General features: G+C 36.8%; 12 protein-coding genes. 1 reads left to right on the forward strand and 11 read right to left on the reverse strand.

Annotated elements, in window-relative coordinates; translation table 11 throughout:
* Window positions 1-25: 25 nt before the first annotated feature.
* Entirely contained in the window at window positions 26-1,552 is a 1,527-nt protein-coding gene (tnpC, locus tag ACNQGN_RS18265; protein WP_417989269.1) for an IS66 family transposase, read from the forward strand.
* 63 nt (window positions 1,553-1,615) lie between these two features.
* On the opposite strand, the gene ACNQGN_RS18270 is transcribed toward tnpC, so the two are convergent.
* The 11 genes from ACNQGN_RS18270 to ACNQGN_RS18320 form a co-directional block, all read right to left on the reverse strand.
* Window positions 1,616-2,098 (reverse strand): MarR family winged helix-turn-helix transcriptional regulator, encoded by a 483-nt coding sequence (locus ACNQGN_RS18270; RefSeq protein WP_417989270.1) that lies wholly within the window; start codon window positions 2,096-2,098, stop codon window positions 1,616-1,618.
* Window positions 2,098-2,592 (reverse strand): GNAT family N-acetyltransferase, encoded by a 495-nt coding sequence (locus ACNQGN_RS18275; RefSeq protein ID WP_417989259.1) that lies wholly within the window; start codon window positions 2,590-2,592, stop codon window positions 2,098-2,100. The genes ACNQGN_RS18270 and ACNQGN_RS18275 overlap by 1 nt, the downstream gene beginning before the upstream one ends.
* A gap of 292 nt (window positions 2,593-2,884) precedes the next feature.
* A complete protein-coding gene (locus ACNQGN_RS18280; RefSeq protein ID WP_417989260.1) occupies window positions 2,885-5,308 on the reverse strand; it encodes a glycoside hydrolase family 2 TIM barrel-domain containing protein in 2,424 nt (807 codons plus the stop codon).
* 53 nt (window positions 5,309-5,361) lie between these two features.
* Window positions 5,362-7,587 carry a glycoside hydrolase family 43 protein gene (locus ACNQGN_RS18285; protein ID WP_417989261.1) on the reverse strand — a complete coding sequence of 742 codons (2,226 nt, stop codon included), beginning with the start codon at window positions 7,585-7,587 and terminating at the stop codon, window positions 5,362-5,364.
* 5 nt (window positions 7,588-7,592) lie between these two features.
* On the reverse strand, window positions 7,593-9,452 hold the full coding sequence (locus tag ACNQGN_RS18290; RefSeq protein WP_417989262.1) for an NPCBM/NEW2 domain-containing protein: 1,860 nt from the start codon (window positions 9,450-9,452) through the stop codon (window positions 7,593-7,595).
* Window positions 9,453-9,517: 65 nt separating this feature from the next.
* Complete coding sequence (locus tag ACNQGN_RS18295) at window positions 9,518-11,101, reverse strand: glycoside hydrolase (RefSeq protein ID WP_417989263.1); 1,584 nt, start codon at window positions 11,099-11,101, stop codon at window positions 9,518-9,520.
* Window positions 11,102-11,185: 84 nt separating this feature from the next.
* A complete protein-coding gene (locus ACNQGN_RS18300) occupies window positions 11,186-12,826 on the reverse strand; it encodes a glycoside hydrolase (RefSeq protein ID WP_417989264.1) in 1,641 nt (546 codons plus the stop codon).
* 1 nt (window position 12,827) lies between these two features.
* Window positions 12,828-14,432: a RagB/SusD family nutrient uptake outer membrane protein gene (locus ACNQGN_RS18305; protein WP_417989265.1), complete on the reverse strand. Its 1,605-nt coding sequence runs from the start codon at window positions 14,430-14,432 to the stop codon at window positions 12,828-12,830.
* Window positions 14,433-14,444: 12 nt separating this feature from the next.
* Complete coding sequence (locus tag ACNQGN_RS18310; protein WP_417989266.1) at window positions 14,445-17,477, reverse strand: SusC/RagA family TonB-linked outer membrane protein; 3,033 nt, start codon at window positions 17,475-17,477, stop codon at window positions 14,445-14,447.
* Window positions 17,478-17,522: 45 nt separating this feature from the next.
* The gene (locus ACNQGN_RS18315; protein ID WP_417989267.1) at window positions 17,523-18,914 is read right to left on the reverse strand and encodes a hypothetical protein; all 1,392 of its coding nucleotides are present in this window, start codon (window positions 18,912-18,914) and stop codon (window positions 17,523-17,525) included.
* Between the two features lie 1,067 nt (window positions 18,915-19,981).
* Window positions 19,982-23,167, reverse strand: a complete 3,186-nt coding sequence (locus ACNQGN_RS18320) for a two-component regulator propeller domain-containing protein (protein WP_417989268.1) — start codon at window positions 23,165-23,167, stop codon at window positions 19,982-19,984.
* Window positions 23,168-23,385 lie beyond the last annotated feature (218 nt).

Below are 23,385 nucleotides of genomic sequence, written 5' to 3' on the forward strand. Positions count from 1 at the left end.
CGAATTAGAATCCAAAACCAGAAAATTGGAATCCAAAACGAATAAGTTAGAATCTTTCAATTCCAAATTAGAATCCAAAGCCGAAAAGTTAGAGATCGTAGCCACGAAACTCGAACAAGAGGTTAGTTATCTCAAATTTCAGATCGAGCAGTTCAAAAGAGCGATGTACGGTTCTAAAAAAGAACGTTTCATTGCCAGTGAAAATCCAGAGCAATTAGCCATTCCTTTTGAAATTGATCAGCAAGAAGTTGTAGCGGCTGTTGAATCGGTAAAGGAACAAATCACCTACGAGCGCGAAAAAGCAGCTAAAAAGCATCAAGGCCGTATGGCCTTGCCTTCGCATCTTCCAGTAAATGAAATTGTATTGGAACCAACTGAAAATATTGAGGGAATGAAGTGTATCGGTCAGGAAATTACTGATGAATTGGAATACGCTCCTGCAAAATTGTTCATCAACCGCTACATCAGAAACAAATATGTTGCCCCTGCGGATGAAAAAGGAAATCAGCAAGTCAAAATTGCCTCTCTTGATTTTCGTCCGATTCCAAAATGTATTGCCGGAACGACTCTTTTAGCTCAAATCATCACCGACAAATTTGTGGATCATCTTCCACTTTACCGCCAGATACAGCGATTTTCAAGAGAAGGTGTTGATATTCCTTCTTCTACAGTCGATTCCTGGGTTAGATTAGTATCTCAATTACTGCGGCCGCTGTATGAATGTCATCGACAGCATACCCTGAATAACGGTTATCTTCAGGCGGACGAATCTCCAATAAAAGTACAGGACACCGATAAAAAAGGCGCAACACATACTGGATTTATGTGGGTGTATCACGCGCCCATACCCAAAAGTGTGTATTTTGATTACCGAAAAGGACGCGGCAGCGAAGGTCCTTTGGAAATGCTAAACGAATTTGAAGGCTACCTTCAAACCGATGGCTATGGTGTATATCCACAATTTGCACTCAAAGAAAATGTTACCCAAATAGCATGTTGGGCTCATGCGCGTCGCTATTTTGAAAAATCATTGGATTATAATAAAGCTAATGCATCCCACGTGATGCAACAAATCCAAAAGCTATATGAAATTGAACGAAAAGCGACTTCTCAAAACCTTTCAGTTCAAGAAAGACAGGCTTTAAGACTGGAAGAATCACATCCTATCCTAAACGAAATAGGAAACTATATTGCCGTACAGTCAAAATTGGAATTACCAAAAAGTCCTTTAGGTAAGGCATATGATTATTGCCTGAAACGCTGGGACAGCCTGATGGCTTATCTAAAAGACGGAAATCTTCATATTGACAACAATCTCGTTGAAAATGCCATTCGGCCTTTAGCTTTGGGTCGGAAAAATTTTTTATTCGCAGGTTCACACGAAGCAGCAAAAAATATTGCGATGTATTATTCATTTTTTGCAACCTGCAAGAAGAACAATGTTAATCCATCCCAATGGTTGCATCATGTTCTAAATAATATCAATGATACCAAATCATCAGAACTGCATAATCTTCTTCCACAATACTTCAATCAGGATTTAGTGGATTGATGCTATTGCTGGGACGCATACCTTTTTTCAACTATTAGAAATAGGAAAATGAATAATACTAAATCAACCTATTCCATTTTTTAATTGTAATGCTCTTTGCAAAAAACTTTGATTTGCTATTTTGCTTTCGGCTTCATTAATCGCTTTAAGCAAATTGTTTTGATTGTCTGCAATCTCGCTAAGCACACTGGACATAATATCCCATACCGGTTTCATTTTTATAATAAGCTCCTGCCCTTTGGCGGTAAGTAAGATTAGGCGTTTGCGCTCGTCTAGCCTATCTTTTTTAGAACGGATGAGTTTTTGCTTTTCCAGCTCTTTTAACAAGCTAATAGTTGAAGGGTGCGTATACCCAATCTCGTTCGCAATTTCTACCACACTCAACACCCCTTTATAATAAAGGGTATAAATGACTGGAAACCATTTTGGCTCGAACTCAATATCAAATGATTTGTAAAGTAAAGCACCGTCTTTACGCAGCTGTTCACTGAGGCGTTGCAACCTTGTGGATATGGCCAGGATACCTGACTCATCTATAACGTTCATCATATTTGGTTTAATGCTAAATGACAAAATACATTATCTGCACTCATTAAAGGAAATGCTTTTGGAAGTGCTTCTTTTTCAATGCGCACAAAATTATTTTTTTCATAAAAGCGCAGGGCAGCTTCCAATATCGAAACCGTTCCCAAGTATAAATGGTGAAGACCATTTTGCTTGCTATAGGAAATTAGTGTGTCCAACAATTGTTGCGCTATAAACAGCTCTTTGCCTCTATACTCTTTTTTTACAAACATTTTTCTTATTGCACCTGCCTTATCATCATACTTGACCAAGGCAATCGTACCAATCAATTCCCCGTCTATAAAGGCACCCCAAAAACAACCACCCTGCTGATGGTAAAAGGCACTTATTTCCAAAAGATCAGGCTGATCTTCTAAAGTGATGGCTACATTAAATTCCTTTTGCTGGATGTTTAAGATTAAATCAATCACCGCTTCCGCATATTCATTTTCAATAGGTCTAATCGCTGTTTTCATAGTGAATTATTTACATCACAAAACTACGTAGTTAAATACATAAAAACAAATTATTTTTATAAACTAAACCAATTAAAGGTTTTCATAACTTAAATATAAAATAAGTCAAAGCGTGTTTTATCTTGAAACAATACAATTTTAAAAACGTTTCTAAACACAAAAGCTGCTTCTAAAAAGAAACAGCCTTTACGTATGCTATCAAAATTATTTTTTTTCGTACTAACTAAAGTAAGTAACAATCTCTTGCCTATTATTTTATCAATGTATTTACGATAATAAGTACTTTTGCAACTTACTTTACTTGAATACTAACCTCAGTAGATTTTAACCAGTTACTGGTAAACTTAACAGTTATAGGTTCAGTACCGCCTGTCGCCTGAATATAAGCTACAAGATGACCGTGAAATACTCTCTGAACATTATCGGTATAATCACTCATGTCGCTATTATTACCGGCGTCCAGTCCTAATAAAGTCCCTGAACCACTTACAATACAGGTAACATCATTATCCGAAAGCATCACTGGAAATCCTTTTTCATCTACTACCTGCACAATTACTTTTGCAACTCCTTTTTCCTTATCGATAGTGATACTTTTTTCATTAATCCCAAGAGCATCTGGTTGTTGGGAAGATAGTATCAAATATTGGCTTACTACTTTATTATCATTATTTAGTCCTATTGCTTCTAATTTACCTGATGTAAAAGGGATATCCCAATAAATAACTCCTGTTTTTTCATCATATTTCTGCTCTTCGCCAACAACTTTTCCGTTTAATTCCAAACGGGCTTTGGCTGCGTTGGTATAACAAACTACTCTAATCATTTGTCCTTCATTGTAATTCCATAAAGACCAAGCGTCTTTAGAAAGTTCTGTGTCTTTATTTGCAAGGTAAGTCCCAGCATAAATCATCGGTTTATCAGACCATAATGATTGGCGGAAATATCCTCTTGGCTTAATAATCCCTGCAAGATCAACTAATCCTGAGTAGAACCCTCTCGAAGGCCAGATTCCCGATTCACCCAAATAATCGATCCCTGTCCATAAAAACTGTCCAAAAATGTGCTTATTATTTTTCACGGCTAACCATGGCTCCATATTATGAACATTCTCACTGCCAAAAATTACTCTGTTTGGGTATTTCTTATGGTCGGAATCGTACTTACTTTCCGTGTAATTATATCCCACGATATCAAGAGCACCTGGATATTCTGTTTCGTTAGACATGGATACTCCTGCAAGTCCTGCAGTTGCAGGACGTGATTTATCATACTTTTTTACAGCCGCCACAAGACGTTTGGCTATATTTCCAAGACGCATAGCATCAGGTGCATCTTTTTTGTAACCCCCATAAGAAGCCTGTCCAAATCCACTATCTTTTCCACCATCTAAAACGGGATGAGAATACGGATCATTTGGATAATCCACTTCATTACCTATGCTCCAGGCAAATATGGAAAGATGATTTCTGTCACGACGTACAATATCTTCAATATCTTTTTCGGCCCAATTGGCAAAAATATCATGTGAGCCCTCAAATCCTGGAGTACCCACATTCCACCCCTCAAGCCATTTACGTTTAGGAAATTCCCATTCATCATAAGCTTCATTAAGAACTAACAAACCTAATTCATCACAAAGTTCATAAAAATCTGGAGCCTGTGGATTGTGACTGGTACGAATCGCATTCACTCCTATTTCTTTCAGTGTTTTCAATCTGGTTTTCAAAACATCTCTAGGTACGGCCGAACCTAAAACTCCCGCATCATGATGCATACAAACCCCTTTCATTTTCATCCCTTTACCATTAAGCGCAAAACCTTTATTAGAATCAAACGTGAAATTCCTAAAACCTGTTGGTGTAACCGCTTTGTCTATTGCTTTTCCGTCCTTAAAAACGGTCGTTTTTAACTGATATAGATTTGGATTCTCTAAATCCCATAACTTCGGATTTTTTACATTTATTTTTGTTGTGATTTTATTTTCTTGATTAGCTCCAACAAGAACATTTTGGGAACTTTTAGCGACAACTTTTCCATCGCTGGTCAAAAGCTCATTTACAACGGTCAGATTTGTTTTTACAGCAGATCCGTTTTCTAGGGCTACTTCTATATTTAAAATTCCTTTATTTTTATTAACTTCAGGATAGGCATATACACCCCATTGCGCAATATGTACAGGATTCGCATAAACCACCCATACATCACGATAAATACCAGAACCGGTATACCAACGCGAATCAGCACTTTGACTATGGTCAACACGCACAGCTATTGTATTATCTTCTCCATATTTGATATAAGGAGTAGCGTCGTATGCAAAAGAGATGTATCCGTTAGGACGTTTTCCTAAGGAGTGTCCATTAATAAAAACCTCACTCCTGTTATACACGCCTTCAAAATATAAGTATACTTTTTGTCCCCTTTTATTTTCAGCAATGTTTAATGCTTTTCGATACCATCCAATTCCACCTGGCAAAAAACCAGTACAACTGGCCAAAGTTGGACTTAACCTGCCTTCTACGCTCCAGTCATGTGGTACAGCAACGGATTGCCACTTATCATCATTATATGCTGCATTTTTAGCATCTGGTGTATCCTGAAGTATAAACTTCCAGTTTTCATTAATTTTTTTGGAATCTCCGAATGATATCTGACTAAAAGCAGACAAGCAGGAAAAAATAAGAATTGGTAATAAGAATTTTTTAGTAGTCATTGTATAAAATTTGTTGTTATTCATTTAATCAGTAATCATCTCTGTCCTATTCACTATTGTCCGGTCAATTTTCCTAAGGGTTTAATTCCCTCATGAGTTGGTTTTATAAATAGTATATTCCCGTCTTTGTCAAACTCCATTTTATCTATGCAGACTTCTCTATTGAATCCGGCTGCATCTCCCATAGTAATTCCTTTGGGATAGTTGAAGCGATGATATACAATATACCATTCATCCTTACCGGGTATTTGAATAATCGAATTATGACCTGTTGCATATATACCTTCCTCTTTGTCTTTTGCAATTACAAGGTTGTTTTTAGGAATGCTAATTTTACCTGTTGGAGTGTCCGAAATTCCATAACGTACACGGTAATTTTCGCTTCGTGTATCCTCTTCTGACCATAAAAAATAGTATTTCCCATTTCTAAGAAAAACAGTAGTCCCTTCACGGAATGTATCATCTGGAGTCATGACCTTAACAGATTCTTGTTTAACAGAAATCATATCGTCGTTAAGTTCTGCGCAAGCCATATAACCGTTACCCCAATACAAGTAGCTTTTTCCTGTTTGAGGGTCCGTAAATACATCAGGGTCTATTTGTTGTCCTGAAGCGATACCATTTGGTAATTGGTCTATCAAAGGTTTTCCTGAATCAACAAAAGGACCTTCCGGCTTGTCAGCAACTGCCACACCAATTTTCTGACCAGCAGTAAAATAGAAATAATATTTATAGGCATTTCCTGATTTTTTCTCCATAATACACGGGGCCCAAGCATTATTCTTTGCCCAGCTTACCCCTTTTTCAAGATCAAGAATAATTCCTTCATCCTTCCAATTCACCAAATCAGGTGATGAGAACGTTTTGAAATAAGTCCCCGACCAGCCATCAAATCCATCACTCGTTGGGTAAATATAGAATTTTGAAGTTTTTTCAGAATACATGATATCCGGGTCAGCATAAAAACCGTCCAAAACCGGATTATTGGCCACCGACGCCGTAACCGACCAGATTTCTGCTGGCTGGCCTTCTATAGCAACTGTATATTTTACGGCTCCCTTTGTAAAATCCTGAGCTGTTCTTGGGGCAACGGTCACACCTGCAAATTTTGTAAAATCAGGATTAAATGATGAGAGATTGGTTCCCTGTTTTACAGGTAAATGAACTTGCTTGGTTGCGTTATCTGCTTTGATATTGGTTTTCTTAACCTCCTTAGCTTCAGAAGAACTAATAATATCCTTAGCCGTGCCCCATTTGCTTTCCAATCGCGCTACTTCTTTTTCTGTTATCGGCATAACAGTTCCATGACGCGGGTGAAAATTCATAGAAATAGCATTATCAATAACAGAAAAATTTTCTAAGTCACTCGTTTTTGTAAACTGATATTTTCCTTTTGTGTAAAGATCATACATCAATATATAATCTTTGGAATCATTCCGTTTAAAAACCCCGGCGCCTTCCACCGGATATTTTGTTTGCTGTACATAGTTATCTCTCAGAGAATACCCTTCAGTAAGTTTATCAGATACGGCTATTTTTATACCGGCACCTGCTCCTTCCGTTTTGAAAAACAAGTGGTATTTATTGTCTTTGAAAATAATTTCACCGTCTATACAAGCTCCGTTTGTTGGACTAAAAAACAATTGTTTGGGCTCCGTTTCCAAATCGGTAAAATCAGCATTAGCGTAAGCATAATAAATTTTATCAACATCACTTCCGTGCTGCATGGACCAATAAATCATATACTTTCCTTTTTGGGTATCATATATCGTTTGTGGTGCCCAAACTCGTTTTAGATTTTCATTGTTTGGATATTTCTTTTGAATATTGATTACCGTTGAACTCCAGTTTATCAAATCGGTTGATTTCAATAGCACCATCGCCCTGTTAGAATCCCACCCTTGTGCAGATACCATGTCGGTTACAACCATAAAGAAGGTTTCACCATCAGCTCCGCGCAAAATATGCGGATCGCGTACACCTCCACTAGAGCTGATTTGTTTGGAATCGATAACAGCTTGATTGTTATTTAATGCTCTGAAATTATAACCATCGTTACTGATTGCAAAACGAATGGCCTCTTCATCTTTAGCGTTTCCTATAAAATACGTAAATAAATAAGCGCTTGTTTTTGTAGTGGAAACCTTTACTACAGACTTAGGCGATTTCTTTTTAGAAACCTGTTGTGCTTTAGCTGATCCAAGAGTACTCAAGGCTACTAATAGAACAACCCATTTATAGGTATTTCTTTTTTTGTTTGCTATTTTTGGATTATTCATGCTTTTTAATGCGATTTAGCTTTTTTTGATACTTTAACAATTTTGTACAAACCCGCTCCATGCAGGTTAATTTCAGGAGCAAATTCGCCTGAAAACTTTCCAAGTACTTTCCCTGACCATAGATTGGTGATTAAATAATTATCTGGAAGTCCAATACTTTTCAAATCTATGGTAATTTTCGCGCGAGGCGGCGGTGCAGCTCCCGAAGGGTTTTGTGTAAATACAAAGAAATTAACGGTAGCCCCCGTATTTTGAGTAACACAGGCTTCATCCAATCCAACAAGAGCTTTAAAACGGGTATACCCTTCCGGTATATCAAATTCTATAATTGAATTGGAATGTGTACCAATCCCATTTTCATACTTAACTTTATTGATAGTAAGAGCATTGCCGGAGACACTTTGGTTAACCTTTGGTTTTTCCCATCCCGCTGTTGCTTTTATCCATTTTAAACTAGTAAGTTTGATGGAATCGTTACCTTTATATAGCGTCGGTTCAATCCAGTTAGCATGATCCCAATCCGTTTTATCACCTCCATCGTTTACGACCAAGTACAGTTTTTTAGCACCCTTAATAGCAATATCGACCATGGCACTTTGTCCCGGTGTTACTTTTGATATCAACCCGCTGTTCCAAACTGCTTTTTCCTGCGTTACTAAATGTTGATCTGCGGTATTGAATACGGCTAAGTATTTAGCTCCCGTTCCTGGCTGGTCAGCAATCCAGGCCGCTTTGTCTTTATCGGTAAAAAGAGGTCTGTTATTGGTACTTTCGTTAAGAACCTTAAGAACATTTTTATTAGTCAGTAAAGAAAGTGTGAAGGGGTCATTATCCGGAAGATTCCCTCCAAACATTAAAGGGGATTTAAAAATAGTCCACAAGGTCATTAAAGTGTATTGTTCGTCCTTTGTAAAAGCGGTCATACGAGGATCTCCTCTTTCTGCCCTGATACCAATTCTACCAATTGGCAACATATCACCATCAGGATAGGCTCCATAGGAACGCCACTTGTTCCAACGCTCAAATACGTCAAAATGATCTTTTAATTGTTCCCAACTATCCCAAAAATCTCCAACAGTACGCCACATATTCGCACTTTTTTGAACGTGATCGGCATGTGCAATTGGAGTTTCTCCAGGCGATGTGCTCAATACGATTTTACGTCCGGTGCGATCGATTGCTTTGCGGATCATATTGATTTCTTCTTCAAAATAAATAGGAGAAGAGAGATCATCTATTTTAATAAAATCAAGTCCCCAAGAAGCATATAGTTCGAAAAGAGAATTGTAGTATTCCTGAGCACCTGGTTTCCCTGGAACTATAGTATACATATCGCGCAGCCAGCTGCATTGATCTTTTTCAGAGTAAATATCCCTTGCCGTCAGATTCGTTCCTTTTATAGCTGAGTTTTGTTTTACCGCAATAACCGGTACACCCCTCATGATGTGAATACCAAACTTTAACCCTTTTTCATGAAGATAATCAGCCAACGGCTTAAAACCTTTCCCCCTCGCTGCCGAAGGGAAACGATTTACCGCAGGTAAAAATCTACCATATTTATCCAGAACATAATCGGGATCTTTTTCATTGTATCCGTGCGCTTTATCGTTCCCAACATACCATCTGATATCTACTACAATATAATCCCATCCATATGGTTTTAAATATTTAGCCATATAATCCGCATTCGCTTTTACCTCTGTTTCCGTAACGGTAGGTCCAAAGCAATCCCAACTATTCCATCCCATTGGCGGAGTAGCTGCCCAGCTATGAAATTCTTTTTCAGTTTGAGATTGAGCACCATAGCTGGCTATTAAAAAGAATAAAACAGAAAACACAATTTTTTTAAGCTGATATCGAATCATTACCCTATTTTTTAAATTATAATTGTTTGAGATACTTCAAAAGTAAATCTATATTTTACTTTTGCTTATTGAAATTCGCCTACAAAAGTGACAACTGATTTCGGTGGAATTTCTAAATTATCAATTTTCTGGATGTCAGTTCTTTTTAAATTAGAATTATCGGAGGTAACATAGGGAGTCAATTCATTATTTTTCAGTGCTCCTTTTGTTAAATCAAATTTGTATTTCTGAGCCGATTTCCCACAATTTACGGCAACAACAATAAATTTTTTATTCTCGACATCCTTGTATGCTGTTAGCATCACATCGTTTGCAGCGCCCAGTTCGTCTTGATTAGGAACATCAACTCTAAGCATACCCGGACGTACAAATAGCGAATAATTTCCCAATGCCCAAAGCAGTTTTGAATCATGAAACTCCCCATCATTTCTACAATAATTAGGATCTGTACCACCTTTGCTTTTTCCGTCATCTAAATAAATCAGACCATCTTTATAATCCACACGAGTAAAGGAAGTCCACCACTGCCATGAAGCCGCATTAGCAAGTGCAATATCATTGTGAATCAAACGAGCAACATACAATGCCGTTTGCATACCCAAATCTCTTCCTGTACCTGAACCTCCAGGAATCTCCCCTTCTCCAGGATTTTCTAAGATACAGTATTCCGACTGCCAATATTTTAATCCATCCCTTTGTTTAACGTTTGCAGCGATTAATTTTCGACTCAAAACCTGTTTGTCGAAGGGCCAGGTTGTGAAATAACTGTGTCCTAAAATGGTGTTTTTTACATTCGGTATTTTAGATACGTTCGTTTTTGTAGTGCCAAAAAAGTAGTCTATCTGATTGTCGCGGTTTTCTCCATTTACATTTTCATACAAATAGTTAATTTGCCCCGCTTCAGCAATAACAATTTCAGTATCCATTTTTTTGGCACTGAGTTTTTCAGAAAGCGCTTTGGTCAAATCGTAAATTTCCTGATTGGTAGCAGGTGTTCCTTCCTGGCTGTTTTTATCACCGTTATTTGCCATCCACTCCCATTGCGGTTCGTTTATTGGACTTACATAATCAAATTTAATCCCTTCTTTCTTCTCTAATCCCTGAATACTTTGAACTAAGAAATCCGCAAATTTTGGAACGGCTCCCTCTTTCAGATTGAGCTTGTTTTTTTGAGTTGCGAAAGACAATCCATTGCTTGTCATAGAAACGGGTGCGCTGTTGGTAAAAATCAAGAATTTTTCCACACCACGTTTTTTTGCCGCCTGCAAGAACCATCGCTGTCCTTCCTGTTTCGACCAGTTGTAAGTACCGTCAGCGTTTAGAAAACATTCCGTTCTTCTCCATTGGTCCGAAACCTTGCTGTTTTCGCCTTGTTCTGTGCTGCCTGCGCCCAGGTTAAATCTCCAAATTGAAAGTCCAATTCCTTTTGGATTTCCTTGTTCATCAATTTCTTTACTAAAAAGTAAATCAGCAATGGCATTCTTCTTTTGCTTTGGCCAATTTTTTCCGACAAACTGGCATCTCCAAGCATCTGAACCTCCAAAACCGTCCATCGTTTGAACCACATTATCTGTACTAATGGTAGCGGTTCGCTGACCAAAAAACAGCGAACTAACAAGCAGTAAAAGCGAGATATAAATTTTTTTCATTTTTTTTTTATGCTATCTGTCTTTTTCTATTTAATTATCTAAAAACGAAAAAGAGTATTCATTTAAAACTTATTCTAATAATCATTAATTATAACTTCCTACAAAAGTGACAACTGCTCTTGCAGGTATTTCAAAATTAGCGGCATCAACATCAGCTCCTTTTTTCAAACTTTTAGTATCAGAAGTCGTGTAAGGCGTAAATTTATTGTTTACTAAAGTACCTCCTGAAAGATTCAATTTGTAAGTTCTCGCTGCGTTACTAAAATTAACCGCTACAACTACAAGTTTTTTATTCGCTATATCTTTGTATGCTGTTAGCATGACATCAGTTGTTGCAGCTGAATTGTCTAAATCAGGTATTTGAACCCTTACCATTCCTGGTTTTACAAAGAATGAGAAGTTTCCGAAGGCCCAAAGTATTTTGGCATCTCTAACGGTTCCATCGTATTTGCAATAATCCGAATTACCCGCGCCATTACTCGCACCGTCATCAACGTGAAGCAATCCGTCCTTATAATCCCCACGACTAACGGCTGTCCACCATTGCCAAGAGGTAACTCCCCCTATAGCGATATCAGTACTTATGATACGAGCAACCCAAAGAGCAGTTTGCATACCTAGATCTCTTCCTGGACCACCCCCTCCTGGCAGTTCAGCTGTCCCGGGACTCTCAAGGATACAATATTCGGATGCCCAAAGGCTAAGTCCTGGAACCGATTGTATTTTTGAAGCAGCAGATTGTCTGGAAGAAATTAGCCCACTCAAAGGCCAGGCTTGCCAATAGCTGTGCCCTGATATCGTTTTCTTTACGTTGCTCAATCCGGCAATATTTTTGGTTGAATTAACGCCAAAGAAATAATCAATCTGGTTTGAGCGACTCTCTTTACCGGTTACTGTTTTATACAGCGGTTCGAAGGCTCCTGCTTCTCCTGCTACAATTTGAGCACTAAGTCCTTTTGATTGCAATTTTGGAGCTAAAATATTTATAAAATTGTAGATGTTGGCATTTGTTGCTGGGGAACCTTCCTGATTTGTACCGTCCCATTCATATTGCGGCTCGTTGAAAGGACTGATATAGTCAATTGTCAGGCCATGTTCTGTTTTCAATTTAGCAATAGAATTAACCCAAAAATCAGCGAGGTCCGGCATTTTTCCATCTTTCAGATTGTAAAATTCTTTAATACTAGCATGTGCTTTGCCATTGCTGGTTAAATAAACAGGGGCACTATTTGTGAAAGCCAATAACTTTTCTACACCGCGGCTTCTGGCGGCTTTCATAAACCATACCTGCCCTGCTTGCTTACCCATGTCATAAGTAACTCCATCAGCAGTAAAACACTCTGTACGTCTCCACTGGTCTCCTATATCACTTGCTTCTCCTTGTTCTGCGCTCCCTGCACCCAGGTTAAAACGCCATAGCGATAATCCAATCCCTTTTGGACTTCCTTCAGTATCGACTTCTTTACTAAATAGTAGATCTGCTATATGATTTCTTTTGTCAGTAGGCCAATTTTTACCTATAAAATTACATTGCCAGGCATCTGATGCTCCAAAGCTCTCCATTGTCTGAAGATTCATATCAAGATTCACCTTTAAAACTCTGGTAGTAGCAACAACAGGCTGTGAATTTTCAGCAGTATCAGATTCGCAACTAATTAAAAATACGTTGATTAAAAGCAAGCCTGCGAATAGCAGGCTCCCTTTATAGCTGTTACTAAATTTCATATTAATAACCCTGATTTTGTGTAATTACTCCTCCACTTAAATCTATTTCTAACTGAGGTATTGGCCACAGCAAATTTTTAGAAGGGCTGAAATTTATACCCTTGTCTTGTGGCTCTCTCAAATTGGTAGTTTCATAAGGATCTGCCGAGTTCAAGTTGTATTGTACAAAAGTACCACTTGGTCCCATCAAAGATTCAATAACAGGTCTTCCTGTAGTAGGATCTTTTTCACGACGAATATCGTACAAACGCAATCCTTCGAAAGCTAGTTCCAAACGACGCTCTTTATAGATTTGTCTCAGTAAATTAGGACCTGCTAAACCTGTTTTAGGATCAAGTTTTACACGAGCCCTAAGAATATTGATATCTGCCAAAGCATCACCGCTTCCCAAATGATAATTAGCTTCTGCTCTTGTCAGATACATCTCTGCTAAACGAATCAATGGTATATTCAATGGTAAGTGTCCGTCTTTTTTGTCTAATGCACGACGGGTTGCAATAGGAATATAGTATTTCCGAATAATACGTCCTGATTTATTGTCGTTCAAACTAAATTTATGGGTTGGGTTAAGGACTTCATCTCCATAGGCAGCCTCTCCCCATTTGGTGATTGTACTTCTGCGACGCACCACATCATTTTCAGAAAGGTAGGCGTTTTCCAAATCGCTTGTTGGCATACACCATCCCCAACCGTCAAGTACATCTCCAGCATCATTACTTGGAAAATATTTTTTGTCTTCACCCCTTGCTCCGGATAAAGTAGGCAAAGCACTTCCCAAACTTTTATCCTGTACACTTGATGATTGTGCTTCAAGGATAGACTCCACGCCGTTATGGTTATTAACATTCCAGATATTCAGGAAATCAGCCTCTAACGAAAAAGGACCTTCCGTTATAACCTTGTCAGAATATTGTTTCGCTTCAGCCCATTTTTCTTGAAACAAAGAGACTCTAGCCAATAAGGCATAAGCAGCCCATTTGTTAACCCTTCCGTTTCTTGCTACCGTAATATTCTCCAATTTTGCAGCAGATTCTTTAAGGTCTGCCTCTATTTGTGCATAAACTGCGGCAACGGGACTGCGCTCTAATTTTAAATCACTTGTTCCAAGTGATGTTGTGTACAAGGGAACAGCTCCAAAGTTATTCACCAGCTCATAGTAGCAATAAGCACGAACAAACAATGACTCTCCCATATATTGATTTTTTTGAGACTCGCTAATCGGCGCTTCTGCCATTTTCTCTAAACCAGTATTACAGGATTGTATCGTATAATAATGAGCCGTATAAATACTGTTCATATCGCCCATATTATCAGGAGTAATGGTGTATTGAGAAGAAGGTCTGTGCGCAGAGTTGTCCTGCCCCGTATTCCCCATCCAGGCATCATCCGTTGCCATTTCATTGGTAACTCTTGGTGCAACTAAAGTATACCAATCATTAGGCAACAACAACCTATGCGTTAACTCATTAACATAATTTTCGCATTCTTGTGCAGTTTGAAAATAGTTTTCAATACTCTGAACTCCCCTTGTCTCTTTTTCAATAAAGTCGTCACAAGAAACTGCAAATGCAGAAAAAGCTATTATTGATAATATTATTTTTTTCATATTCTTTAATTATTAAAATGCAACATTAAGACCGAACAAAACTGTTGGCTGAACTGGATAATTCCATCCTCCGAATCCAGATCCTTTAACTCTATCACCTTTTTCAGGATCTCCCCCTCCTACTTCAGGATCAACTCCTGTATAGTTCGTTACCGTCCATAAGTTTTGACCTGATATAGACAATCGAAGTTTATCAAACCCAAATTTATCAAACAACGAATATCCTAACTGAATGTTTTTCATTCTCAGGAAAGACCCGTCTTCTACATACAATGAAGAGAATTTTGAGAAATTTTCGTTGTTGTCATCTTTAGACAAACGAGGAACATAATTTGAAGTTCCTTCTCCATGCCAAGCCATTTGATCTAATCCATTTACTTTATTACTCAAACTTGTACCATTATACAAATCAGAAATATTTTGGTTTACTAATTCGTTTCCGATACTGGAATAGAAATTAACAAGCAAATCGAATTGTTTGTATGCCACATTCAAATTCAATCCTACAGTGTAATCAGCCCATGGAGAACCAATTTTCGTTCTGTCTTTATCGTCCAGTTTGCCATCTCCATTTAAATCTTTGAAACGTACATCTCCAGCTTTTGCATAAGGCTGTAATTCCGTTCCATGTTCATCGGTATGCGCATTTAATTCTGTCTGATTTTGGAACAAACCGTCTGCAACATATCCATAGAAATACCCAGGCTGTTCTCCTTCAGCAGTTAAAGTTCTATTACCGCTTCCATACAATTTTTCTCCTTCTGTTGACAACGAAATCATATCAACATTAACAGTAGTAAAAGTAAGGTCAGCCCCATAAGAGAAATCTCCTTTTTTATCTTTATAAGAAACCAGCAAGTCAATACCATTAGATCTCATTGAACCAACATTAGTCCAAATTGTTGAATATCCAGGGAAACCACTATACGTAGGATATTGTTTTAAGAACAACATATCTTTAGTTGTTTTTTGATAATATTCTACCGAACCTGAAAGTTTGTTTTTCCACAATCCGAAATCAAGACCAAAGTTTACATCTTCAACAGTTTCCCATTTGATGTCTTTGTTTGCCATAGAAGATGGGTAAGACGTATCAACAATAACATCTCCAATTGGATAATATCCTTGTCCAATGTTTGATTCATAAACCGAACCAGGTAAACTTTGATTTCCTACTCTCCCCCAACCAGCTCTGAATCTAAGATCGTTAACAATACTTTTAGCACCCGACATAAAGTCTTCGTTTGAAATTCTCCAGGAAGCAGATGCAGATGGGAAATTCGCCCATTTGTTCGCAGCCATGAATTTAGAAGAACCGTCGCGTCTGAAAGTTCCTGTAAAATAATATTTACCATCGTAATTGTAAGATACACGAGAAAGGTATGACATCAAAGAGTTTGACCAGCTGTTCCCCCCACTATCGAAGTTTTTGGTTGCAGCATTTAACTCTCTCATAGCATCAGAATTATTAGGCACCCCCTCTCCGTAACCCCAAACATCACGTCCATTGTATTCCTCCATAGTACTACCTACCATGAAAGTAGCATTGTGTTTTTTAGCAAATGTTTTTGAATAGGTAGCTGTCGTCTGCCATGTCCAGTCATTATTGGTAGTATTTGATCGCTGAATAGTATTAATTTCAGCTTTTTCATGTGCAGCATCAATTACAAAATCCGGAGTAAATTTACTCCACACTTTATCACCAATTTCAAGAGATCCCTGTGTGCGAATTATCAAACCTTTAATAGGCTCATATTGCAAATAAGCATTCGTGTTCAGGTTATACAAATCGGTATAATCATCATATCTTTTTACAGCAGCAACCGGATTCCAAATATAAGATGGAGATCGTGCGTAGATACTATACTCATTTTCTGTTCCATCTAATTGATCAGCTGGTTTGTAAATCGGCGTAATAGGATCAATTTTATCAAAATCGGCCCAGTTTCCAGGTGCTCCCCATGTTTCATAGCGTGGGTTTAATGTAAATCCTGCTGCAAATTTGTCAGAAAATTTGAAATCATTAGCAATTCTTGCTGTGATTCTTTCCCATCCCCCTACGTCATAGAAAGAATCTGAATCATAGTAGTTAAGGCTTATAGCATATGTTTGCTTTTCAGAACCACCAGAAACGCCAAATGAAGCATTCGTTACAGGTGTGTATTTCTTAATTCCGGTACCCCACCAATCGGTTGTTTTTCCTCTGTACTGTTCTGTATCTGCAAAGTTAGCTGCATATCCCGCATTGGTATAAGCTGTATTTATTATAGTGGCATAGTTTTCTGCATCTGCCATATTATAAGGGTTATTCATCACTTGAGTACCTGTACTCAAATCAAAATTGAATTTCGGCTTTCCGATTTTACCCTTTTTTGTGGTAATAAGGATCACCCCATTTGAGGCACGAGAACCATAAATAGCACTCGCAGAAGCATCTTTAAGCACTTCCATAGACTCAATTTCATTGGCACTCAGAAAATTGATACTTGTACCCATTGGAATACCATCCACAACGTAAAGAGGATCTGTATTAAGGTTTACCGTAGAGATCCCACGAATAAGAACTCTTGGCTGCGCCCCAGGTCCTCCAGCACCGGTGACTTGGACCCCGGCTACTTTACCCTGCAATGACTCCGTCACATTACCAACAGTCATTGTTTGCAGTTCTTTTCCTTTTATTGAAGCAATCGAACTGGTAACATCACTTTTCTTTACTGTAGCGTATCCTACAACTACTACTTCCTCCAGTGTTTGACTAGCTTCTTCCAAAACAACATCAACAACTGTTTTTTCATCCACTTTTACTGCTTTGGTAGTGAAACCGATGAAAGAAAATTCCAGTTGGGCATCCTTATTAGGAATTACAATCGAGTAATTACCGTCAAAATTGGTTAAAGCTGAAGTTTTTGTTCCTTTCACGAAAACATTTACTCCGGGAATTGGCAGTGCCCCTTTGTCCTTAACGGTGCCCTTTACTGTTATCTGTCCAAATGTTGCAGCACTGCACAACACGGTAATAAATAACCATATAAATTTATATTTCATATTAAGATATTTTATTAATTAATGTTACAATCAAGATCATAACAACTATTTTTTTGTTATAAAGGCTCTCTCTAACTCGGTATCAATAATTACTTTGTAAACACCCGGAGCAGCTGGATATTTTGCATTACCGTTTTCTCCAGGTGACATCGTAGCAATACCGTTTTTGATTAATCTCCAAGATGGACTCCACCACTGGCCTGTAAAAGTCGCCTCCAAGGTTCCCGTAAGTGTATACTCTCCAACTAGTTGATAGGGATTATTAGGGTCATTAGCCAAATGTAAACCTGCTTGTGCCCAAGCATTCCATGTGTCCCAGTTAGCACCCTGAATACCACCTCCACAAACACTAACGAATGGTTTTCTTTGCGCTTCGTCATCATGCCAAAGTCCGTTTACAATATCTGCCCAAACTTTACTTGACGGTGTATATTTCGCAACAGAAAGAGCAAGTGTTTTTGGATTCATTTTAATTTTGTAGTACCCTTTTGTTGGCAATACAATTGCAGCGCTATTAATCCCATAAGCCAAACTAGAACCATTCAAACCAAAACAATGCGGAGCAAAATCTCCTTCTTGACCTAAGAAATAAATTTCTTTATTGTCTTTATCAGCATAATATTTGAATTCGAAATCTTGTCCATTTTTGTCGTGGAAATACATTGGTACACCAACAGCGTCTGTAGTAAGATTAGTACCTTTCGGCTGGTCGCACAAATAGATAGCAGGATAGTCGTTAGAGCCAATAACATTGATATTTGTAGTACCTGTATTGGGTTGAGCGAACTTATCTTTTGCAGTAATTGTCAATACATAACTTGCATCGCTTCGAGGTAATTCATAGTCTTTTTCATAAGTATAGGACTGAACTCCGTTCAAAGGAACCATATCATCGATCAGAAGAGCTGCACAAGTAACGTGTACAAATTCAATACCTGAGTCATCATTTACAGTGAACTTTACTTTCATTATGTTACTTGATGGCAACAAGATAACAGCTCCTTCTTTAGGACTGTCCATAGTTATAGAAGGAGCACTAAATTCTCCGTCTAAACGTAAGTTGATTTCCTCATCAACTGAATTACCGGAAACGTCAACAATTGTCAATTTGATTTTAAAAGATTCAGATGCTCCTCTATCAGCAGGAATTTCAAAAAAATAGCTCAAATCATATGTTGTAAGTAACGGATCCGTTTCAAAAGTGATCATTTTATCTAATGATAATTCAGGTATTTCAATTCTCACTGATTTTAATCCTAAATCATCATCCAAAGCTGCTTTGATTTCGAATTTTCTGTTTGGTGCTCCATAAATTTCTCCTGTGCTTATTGAAATCGTCGGAGCTTCAGATTCCGCAAAACTCTGTTCATTCTCTTGACAACCTATAAATAGCGTTGCAAAAAAAGCAAGAAAAAATAAAAACTTAATTTTTTTCATCTCTTTAATTTTAAGGTTAGTTTGTTAGTTTGTTTTAAATTCTAAAAAAGAAGTTTATAATACATCCACTATGTTCATTGCGGAGTGATACAGACAATTGATTTCATTTCTGCGCCATGTCTTGCGTAACCATTTTCTCTTTTTTGTAAACATTTTAGATTAAAATAACATTCGTTTTAGATTAATTTCGAATTGCTACTCTTTGTAATCCTTCATCATAATTTATAAATCCATTGAAGGTTATTTGTCTTAGATCTGGTAACAGTTCTTTTATCCGATAGGTAAATAATAGATAAAGTGCGTTTGATAATGTTGATTGCCATTCTTCGTTCGGAAAAAAAACAGAGCAATGAAAAAGTAATTTTTTGGTTGTTAGCATATTGTTTTTGTTTGGTTAATTATAAGCGTTGTTTTTACATTTTTAAATTTTATCAAATTTTTTTAAAGAATATTGGTTAACTAATACTTGATCCAAATAATTCAGAAATCGTTCCTAAAGCAAAATTTTATTCTTTGTATTCTATTAGACTATTGTTTTATTTATTTATGCCCGCAGTGTTTATATTGCGGGCATAGGTAAATAAATAAGTAAAACACACTCTTACAATTTCCTGCCAAATGCAATTTCTAAGCATTTTGCAATTTTAAAATCTACCTAATAATAAACAAATTATAAAGTCTATAATAATACCGTATCGGTACAACTATAAATGCAAAGAAATGGTTAGTTTGAAAGTTTGAGGAGGGGTAAAATGGAAAAAAAAGGAGGTCAAATTCGTAATTAAACTATTTATTGTTAAAAAAATTAATGAATATGAAAAAAATAATTGATTTTTTTACACAAAACACAATTATCAAATAAATAGAGCCTTACAATCTACATCGTTATAGATCAAGGAAATAATACTATTCCAGACCTAAAAAATAAAGCATACAGTGAAATAAAAATGAAAAGACATGCCCTTAAAACACGTAAGTCAAAAAAAATAAGGAGACCGCTGCTCTTATTTTTTTGACTTACACAATTTATCCGATTGCACGAATTAGAAATACTTTAAAGGGAAATATTATTTTATAATATTCGTATCAGCGTTAAACGAGCTTTTATATTTTTTTATATACTCTGAAGGAGTCACACCAAATAGTTTTACAAATTGCTGTCTAAAATATTTTGGATCTTCAAAACCTACCTCAGCACTTGCCTGGGCAATATTTATATTTTCAGTTAGCATTAGCATTGCAGCTCTTCTTATTCGCACCGAGCGAATAAATGCGTTTAAGGTTTGTCCTGAAATAATTTTAATTTTAGTATAAAGAGTTCTATGACTCATTCCCATTTCAGAAGCAAAATGTTTAATGGTAAAATCGCGTTTGTGAATATTAACCTCTATGATAGCAATGCATTTTTTTAAAATCTCTTGATATTCTGCTGGCACCTTTTTTGTATTCTCCTTAAGGGTTATGCTATCAAGGAAATATTTACGTAAATTACTTCGACTTCGTAATAAAGATTCAACACGAGCAACGAGTATATCATCATCAAACGGCTTAGTAATATAATCATCTGCCCCATCACTTATACCCTGAAGATGTGTTTCAGGATTTTTTGATGCGGTTAACAATATCACCGGAATATGAGAAAGACTGCTATTTTCTTTTATTTTCACGCATAATTCAAGTCCATCCATAACATCCATCGCGATATCACTGATAACCAAATCGGGCATGTGTTTTTTAGTCAGTTTCAGCCCTTCCTCACCATTATCAGCACTGTAAATTATATAGGTCTGCGAAAATAACTTTATCAAATAATTCCTTATATCTGTATTATCATCTATAATTAAAAGCGTACGCTTATCCGTGAGCATCACTTTGTGCAACTCATTATCCGAAGTTCTACTATCGGAAAATTCAATACTTTCCTGTCCGTCATCTGCCATTAGTTCTTCCACCAACGGACTCATTTTAGGGGTTACAGTACTAATTTGCAAATTTTCAAAATGATCTTGACCCTTTAAAAAGTTCAATTTAAACACACTCCCTTTACCAATTTCGCTACTGCAAATTACAGTGCCTTTATGTTTCTCCACAAAGTATCTAACTATAAAAAGTCCAATCCCAAAGCCCGTACCACCAACTGATCCTTTAGAATTTATTTGTTTAAATTTCTCGAAAATTGCTTCTAAATCATCTTTCGCGATTCCGGTACCACTATCTGAAATTTCTATAATTACATCCGTTTCATTTTCAGCCAGCTTGAGATTAATTGCTCCTCCAACAGGAGTATACTTGAAGGCATTTGACATCAGATTAAACAAGGATATCTCTATTTTTTCATAATCCCCTACTATTTCAATAGTCTTTTCTGGAATCTGAAACGTGTAGTCAATATTTTTATCTTTTATCTGATTTACAAAACATTGATAAACTTCATAGCAAAGATTATTTACGTTTATAGCAGATATTCTAAGTACATCAGCATCATTTTCAGCTTTACGAAAAAGCAATAACTGATCTACCAGACTCAAAAGTCTTCTCGCATTTCTGTGCGCAATTACTAAATCACTGCCCGAAGAACTTTTTTCGACATTCTCCTTTTGAATCGCTTTTTTTAATGGATTTATAATAAGCGACAGAGGGGTACGAAACTCGTGTGAGATATAAGTAAACATTGATGACTGCTTTTCAGCTATTTCCTTTTCTTTTTTTCTTTCTAATTCAGCTATTTTAACTTTATACTTCAGTTTTTCTTTGTTCTTGTAGTATTTTATGTACGCAAAAACAATACCGGCAAGTGTAAGTAAATAGAAGCTATAAGCCCACCAGGTTCTGTACCATGGTGGTAAAACTACTATACTCACGAGGGTTTCAACTTCATTCCATCCTCCTTGAAAATTTGTAGTTTTTACTTTAAAAACATACTTCCCCTCTGTTAATCTTGTATAATTGGCCTTTCGGGCCTGTCCAACATAATTCCACTGATTGTCCCAGCCCTCTAAGTAATAAGCATATTTTATTTTATCTGCATTATTATAATCCAGAGCAACAAATTCTAAAGAAAGGGCCGTTTGATCATAAGGCAAAATTACGGCTGTGATTTTACCGAAACTCCTCTTAGATATTATGTCACTTTTATTTTCTTCTATAGGCTGATTATTTACATAAAAATCCGTCAGTAGTATATTGTTTTCCTGATTGAATTCTTTTATAGCTTCAGGAAAAAATAAATTAAATCCATTTATTCCTCCAAAAAGAAATTCACCGGTAGACAATTTAATTCCCGCATTAAAACTAAACTGATTGCTTTGTAATCCATCATTTACAGAAAAATTTCTAAAAGTCTTTTTCTTTTTATCAAATCTGCAAATTCCGTTATAGGTACTCATCCATAAATTCCCTTCTTTATCCTCTAACAAACGCAAAATTGTATTAGAAGGTAACCCATCATCCATAGTAAGTCTTTTAAATGTGTTTGTCTTCCGATCAAACAACAACAACCCTCCTTCTTGAGTACCCAACCATAGTTGTTTGCTCTTATCCTCGAGGATGCATCTAATAGGATTACCTATGTTTATCTTACTGTATTTTTTGCTTCCTTTTTCGATCGCAAATAATGAAGTATAATTACCGCCCCACAATTTACCATCACTGGTTTCTGTAAGACATTGTAAATTATTGATTGTTTTATCAAAGAGTACAAAACTGTTTTTAGTTCGATCAAAAAGATACAAAGAGCCTTCATTAGTAGCACTGGCCCATATATTTCCCTTGGAGTCCTTATACACAAACCATATATTTTTTTCAATCTGTTTCGTATATGGATTATAACAGGAAAAATGGCTTATCGTATTATTTACTGGATTAATGCGATTTACACCACCAGCCCATGTTGATAACCAAATTTCATTATTAGTGTCCCTTATTATACTAGTAATAAAATTACTTGTGATTTTATTGGGAGAATGTGCCGAATTACTATAGGTTGTATACTTATTTTGTTTTCTGTCCCAATACTTTAACCCCGCTCCATCTGTACCTATCCAAACATTATTCTTTTCATCTTCACAAAATGACAGAATGAAGTTTTCCGCAGGGTCGTTCTCTTTTGCATGGTCTTTAATACTCTTAAAGTACTTTGGGCTATTTCCGACCATGCTGATTCCTCCACGTAATGTACCAATCCATTTGTTTCCAGCTACATCTTCATATAAACTCCATATTGAATTGCTTTTTACAAGTTGATTCCCATTCACTGAGTTGTACGGAATCGCTTTTTTGTTCTTCCCTACTACTTTATAAATGCCACAACCATCTGTAGTAAGCCACGTCTCCTTTTTCTTATCTATAAGAATATATGCGAATCAAGGGTTAAAAAATTAAGTTTATAAATGCAGCTGCTATCTTTCCAAACAGATGTACTAACAAGCCTTTTGTAGATCTAACTTTGGATGCTCTTTGAATATTGGTTTTT

This window comes from Flavobacterium rhamnosi (genome assembly GCF_048286515.1).
GTDB lineage: Bacteria > Bacteroidota > Bacteroidia > Flavobacteriales > Flavobacteriaceae > Flavobacterium.

What these genes read in the sequence shown, in the direction of transcription:
- ACNQGN_RS18270 (WP_417989270.1), bottom strand. Translation starts at nt 2,098, where the DNA reads ATGAACGTTATAGATGAGTCAGGTATCCTGGCCATATCCACAAGGTTG.
- ACNQGN_RS18275 (WP_417989259.1), bottom strand. Translation starts at nt 2,592, where the DNA reads ATGAAAACAGCGATTAGACCTATTGAAAATGAATATGCGGAAGCGGTG.
- ACNQGN_RS18280 (WP_417989260.1), bottom strand. Translation starts at nt 5,308, where the DNA reads ATGACTACTAAAAAATTCTTATTACCAATTCTTATTTTTTCCTGCTTG.
- ACNQGN_RS18285 (WP_417989261.1), bottom strand. Translation starts at nt 7,587, where the DNA reads ATGAATAATCCAAAAATAGCAAACAAAAAAAGAAATACCTATAAATGG.
- ACNQGN_RS18290 (WP_417989262.1), bottom strand. Translation starts at nt 9,452, where the DNA reads ATGATTCGATATCAGCTTAAAAAAATTGTGTTTTCTGTTTTATTCTTT.
- ACNQGN_RS18295 (WP_417989263.1), bottom strand. Translation starts at nt 11,101, where the DNA reads ATGAAAAAAATTTATATCTCGCTTTTACTGCTTGTTAGTTCGCTGTTT.
- ACNQGN_RS18300 (WP_417989264.1), bottom strand. Translation starts at nt 12,826, where the DNA reads ATGAAATTTAGTAACAGCTATAAAGGGAGCCTGCTATTCGCAGGCTTG.
- ACNQGN_RS18305 (WP_417989265.1), bottom strand. Translation starts at nt 14,432, where the DNA reads ATGAAAAAAATAATATTATCAATAATAGCTTTTTCTGCATTTGCAGTT.
- ACNQGN_RS18310 (WP_417989266.1), bottom strand. Translation starts at nt 17,477, where the DNA reads ATGAAATATAAATTTATATGGTTATTTATTACCGTGTTGTGCAGTGCT.
- ACNQGN_RS18315 (WP_417989267.1), bottom strand. Translation starts at nt 18,914, where the DNA reads ATGAAAAAAATTAAGTTTTTATTTTTTCTTGCTTTTTTTGCAACGCTA.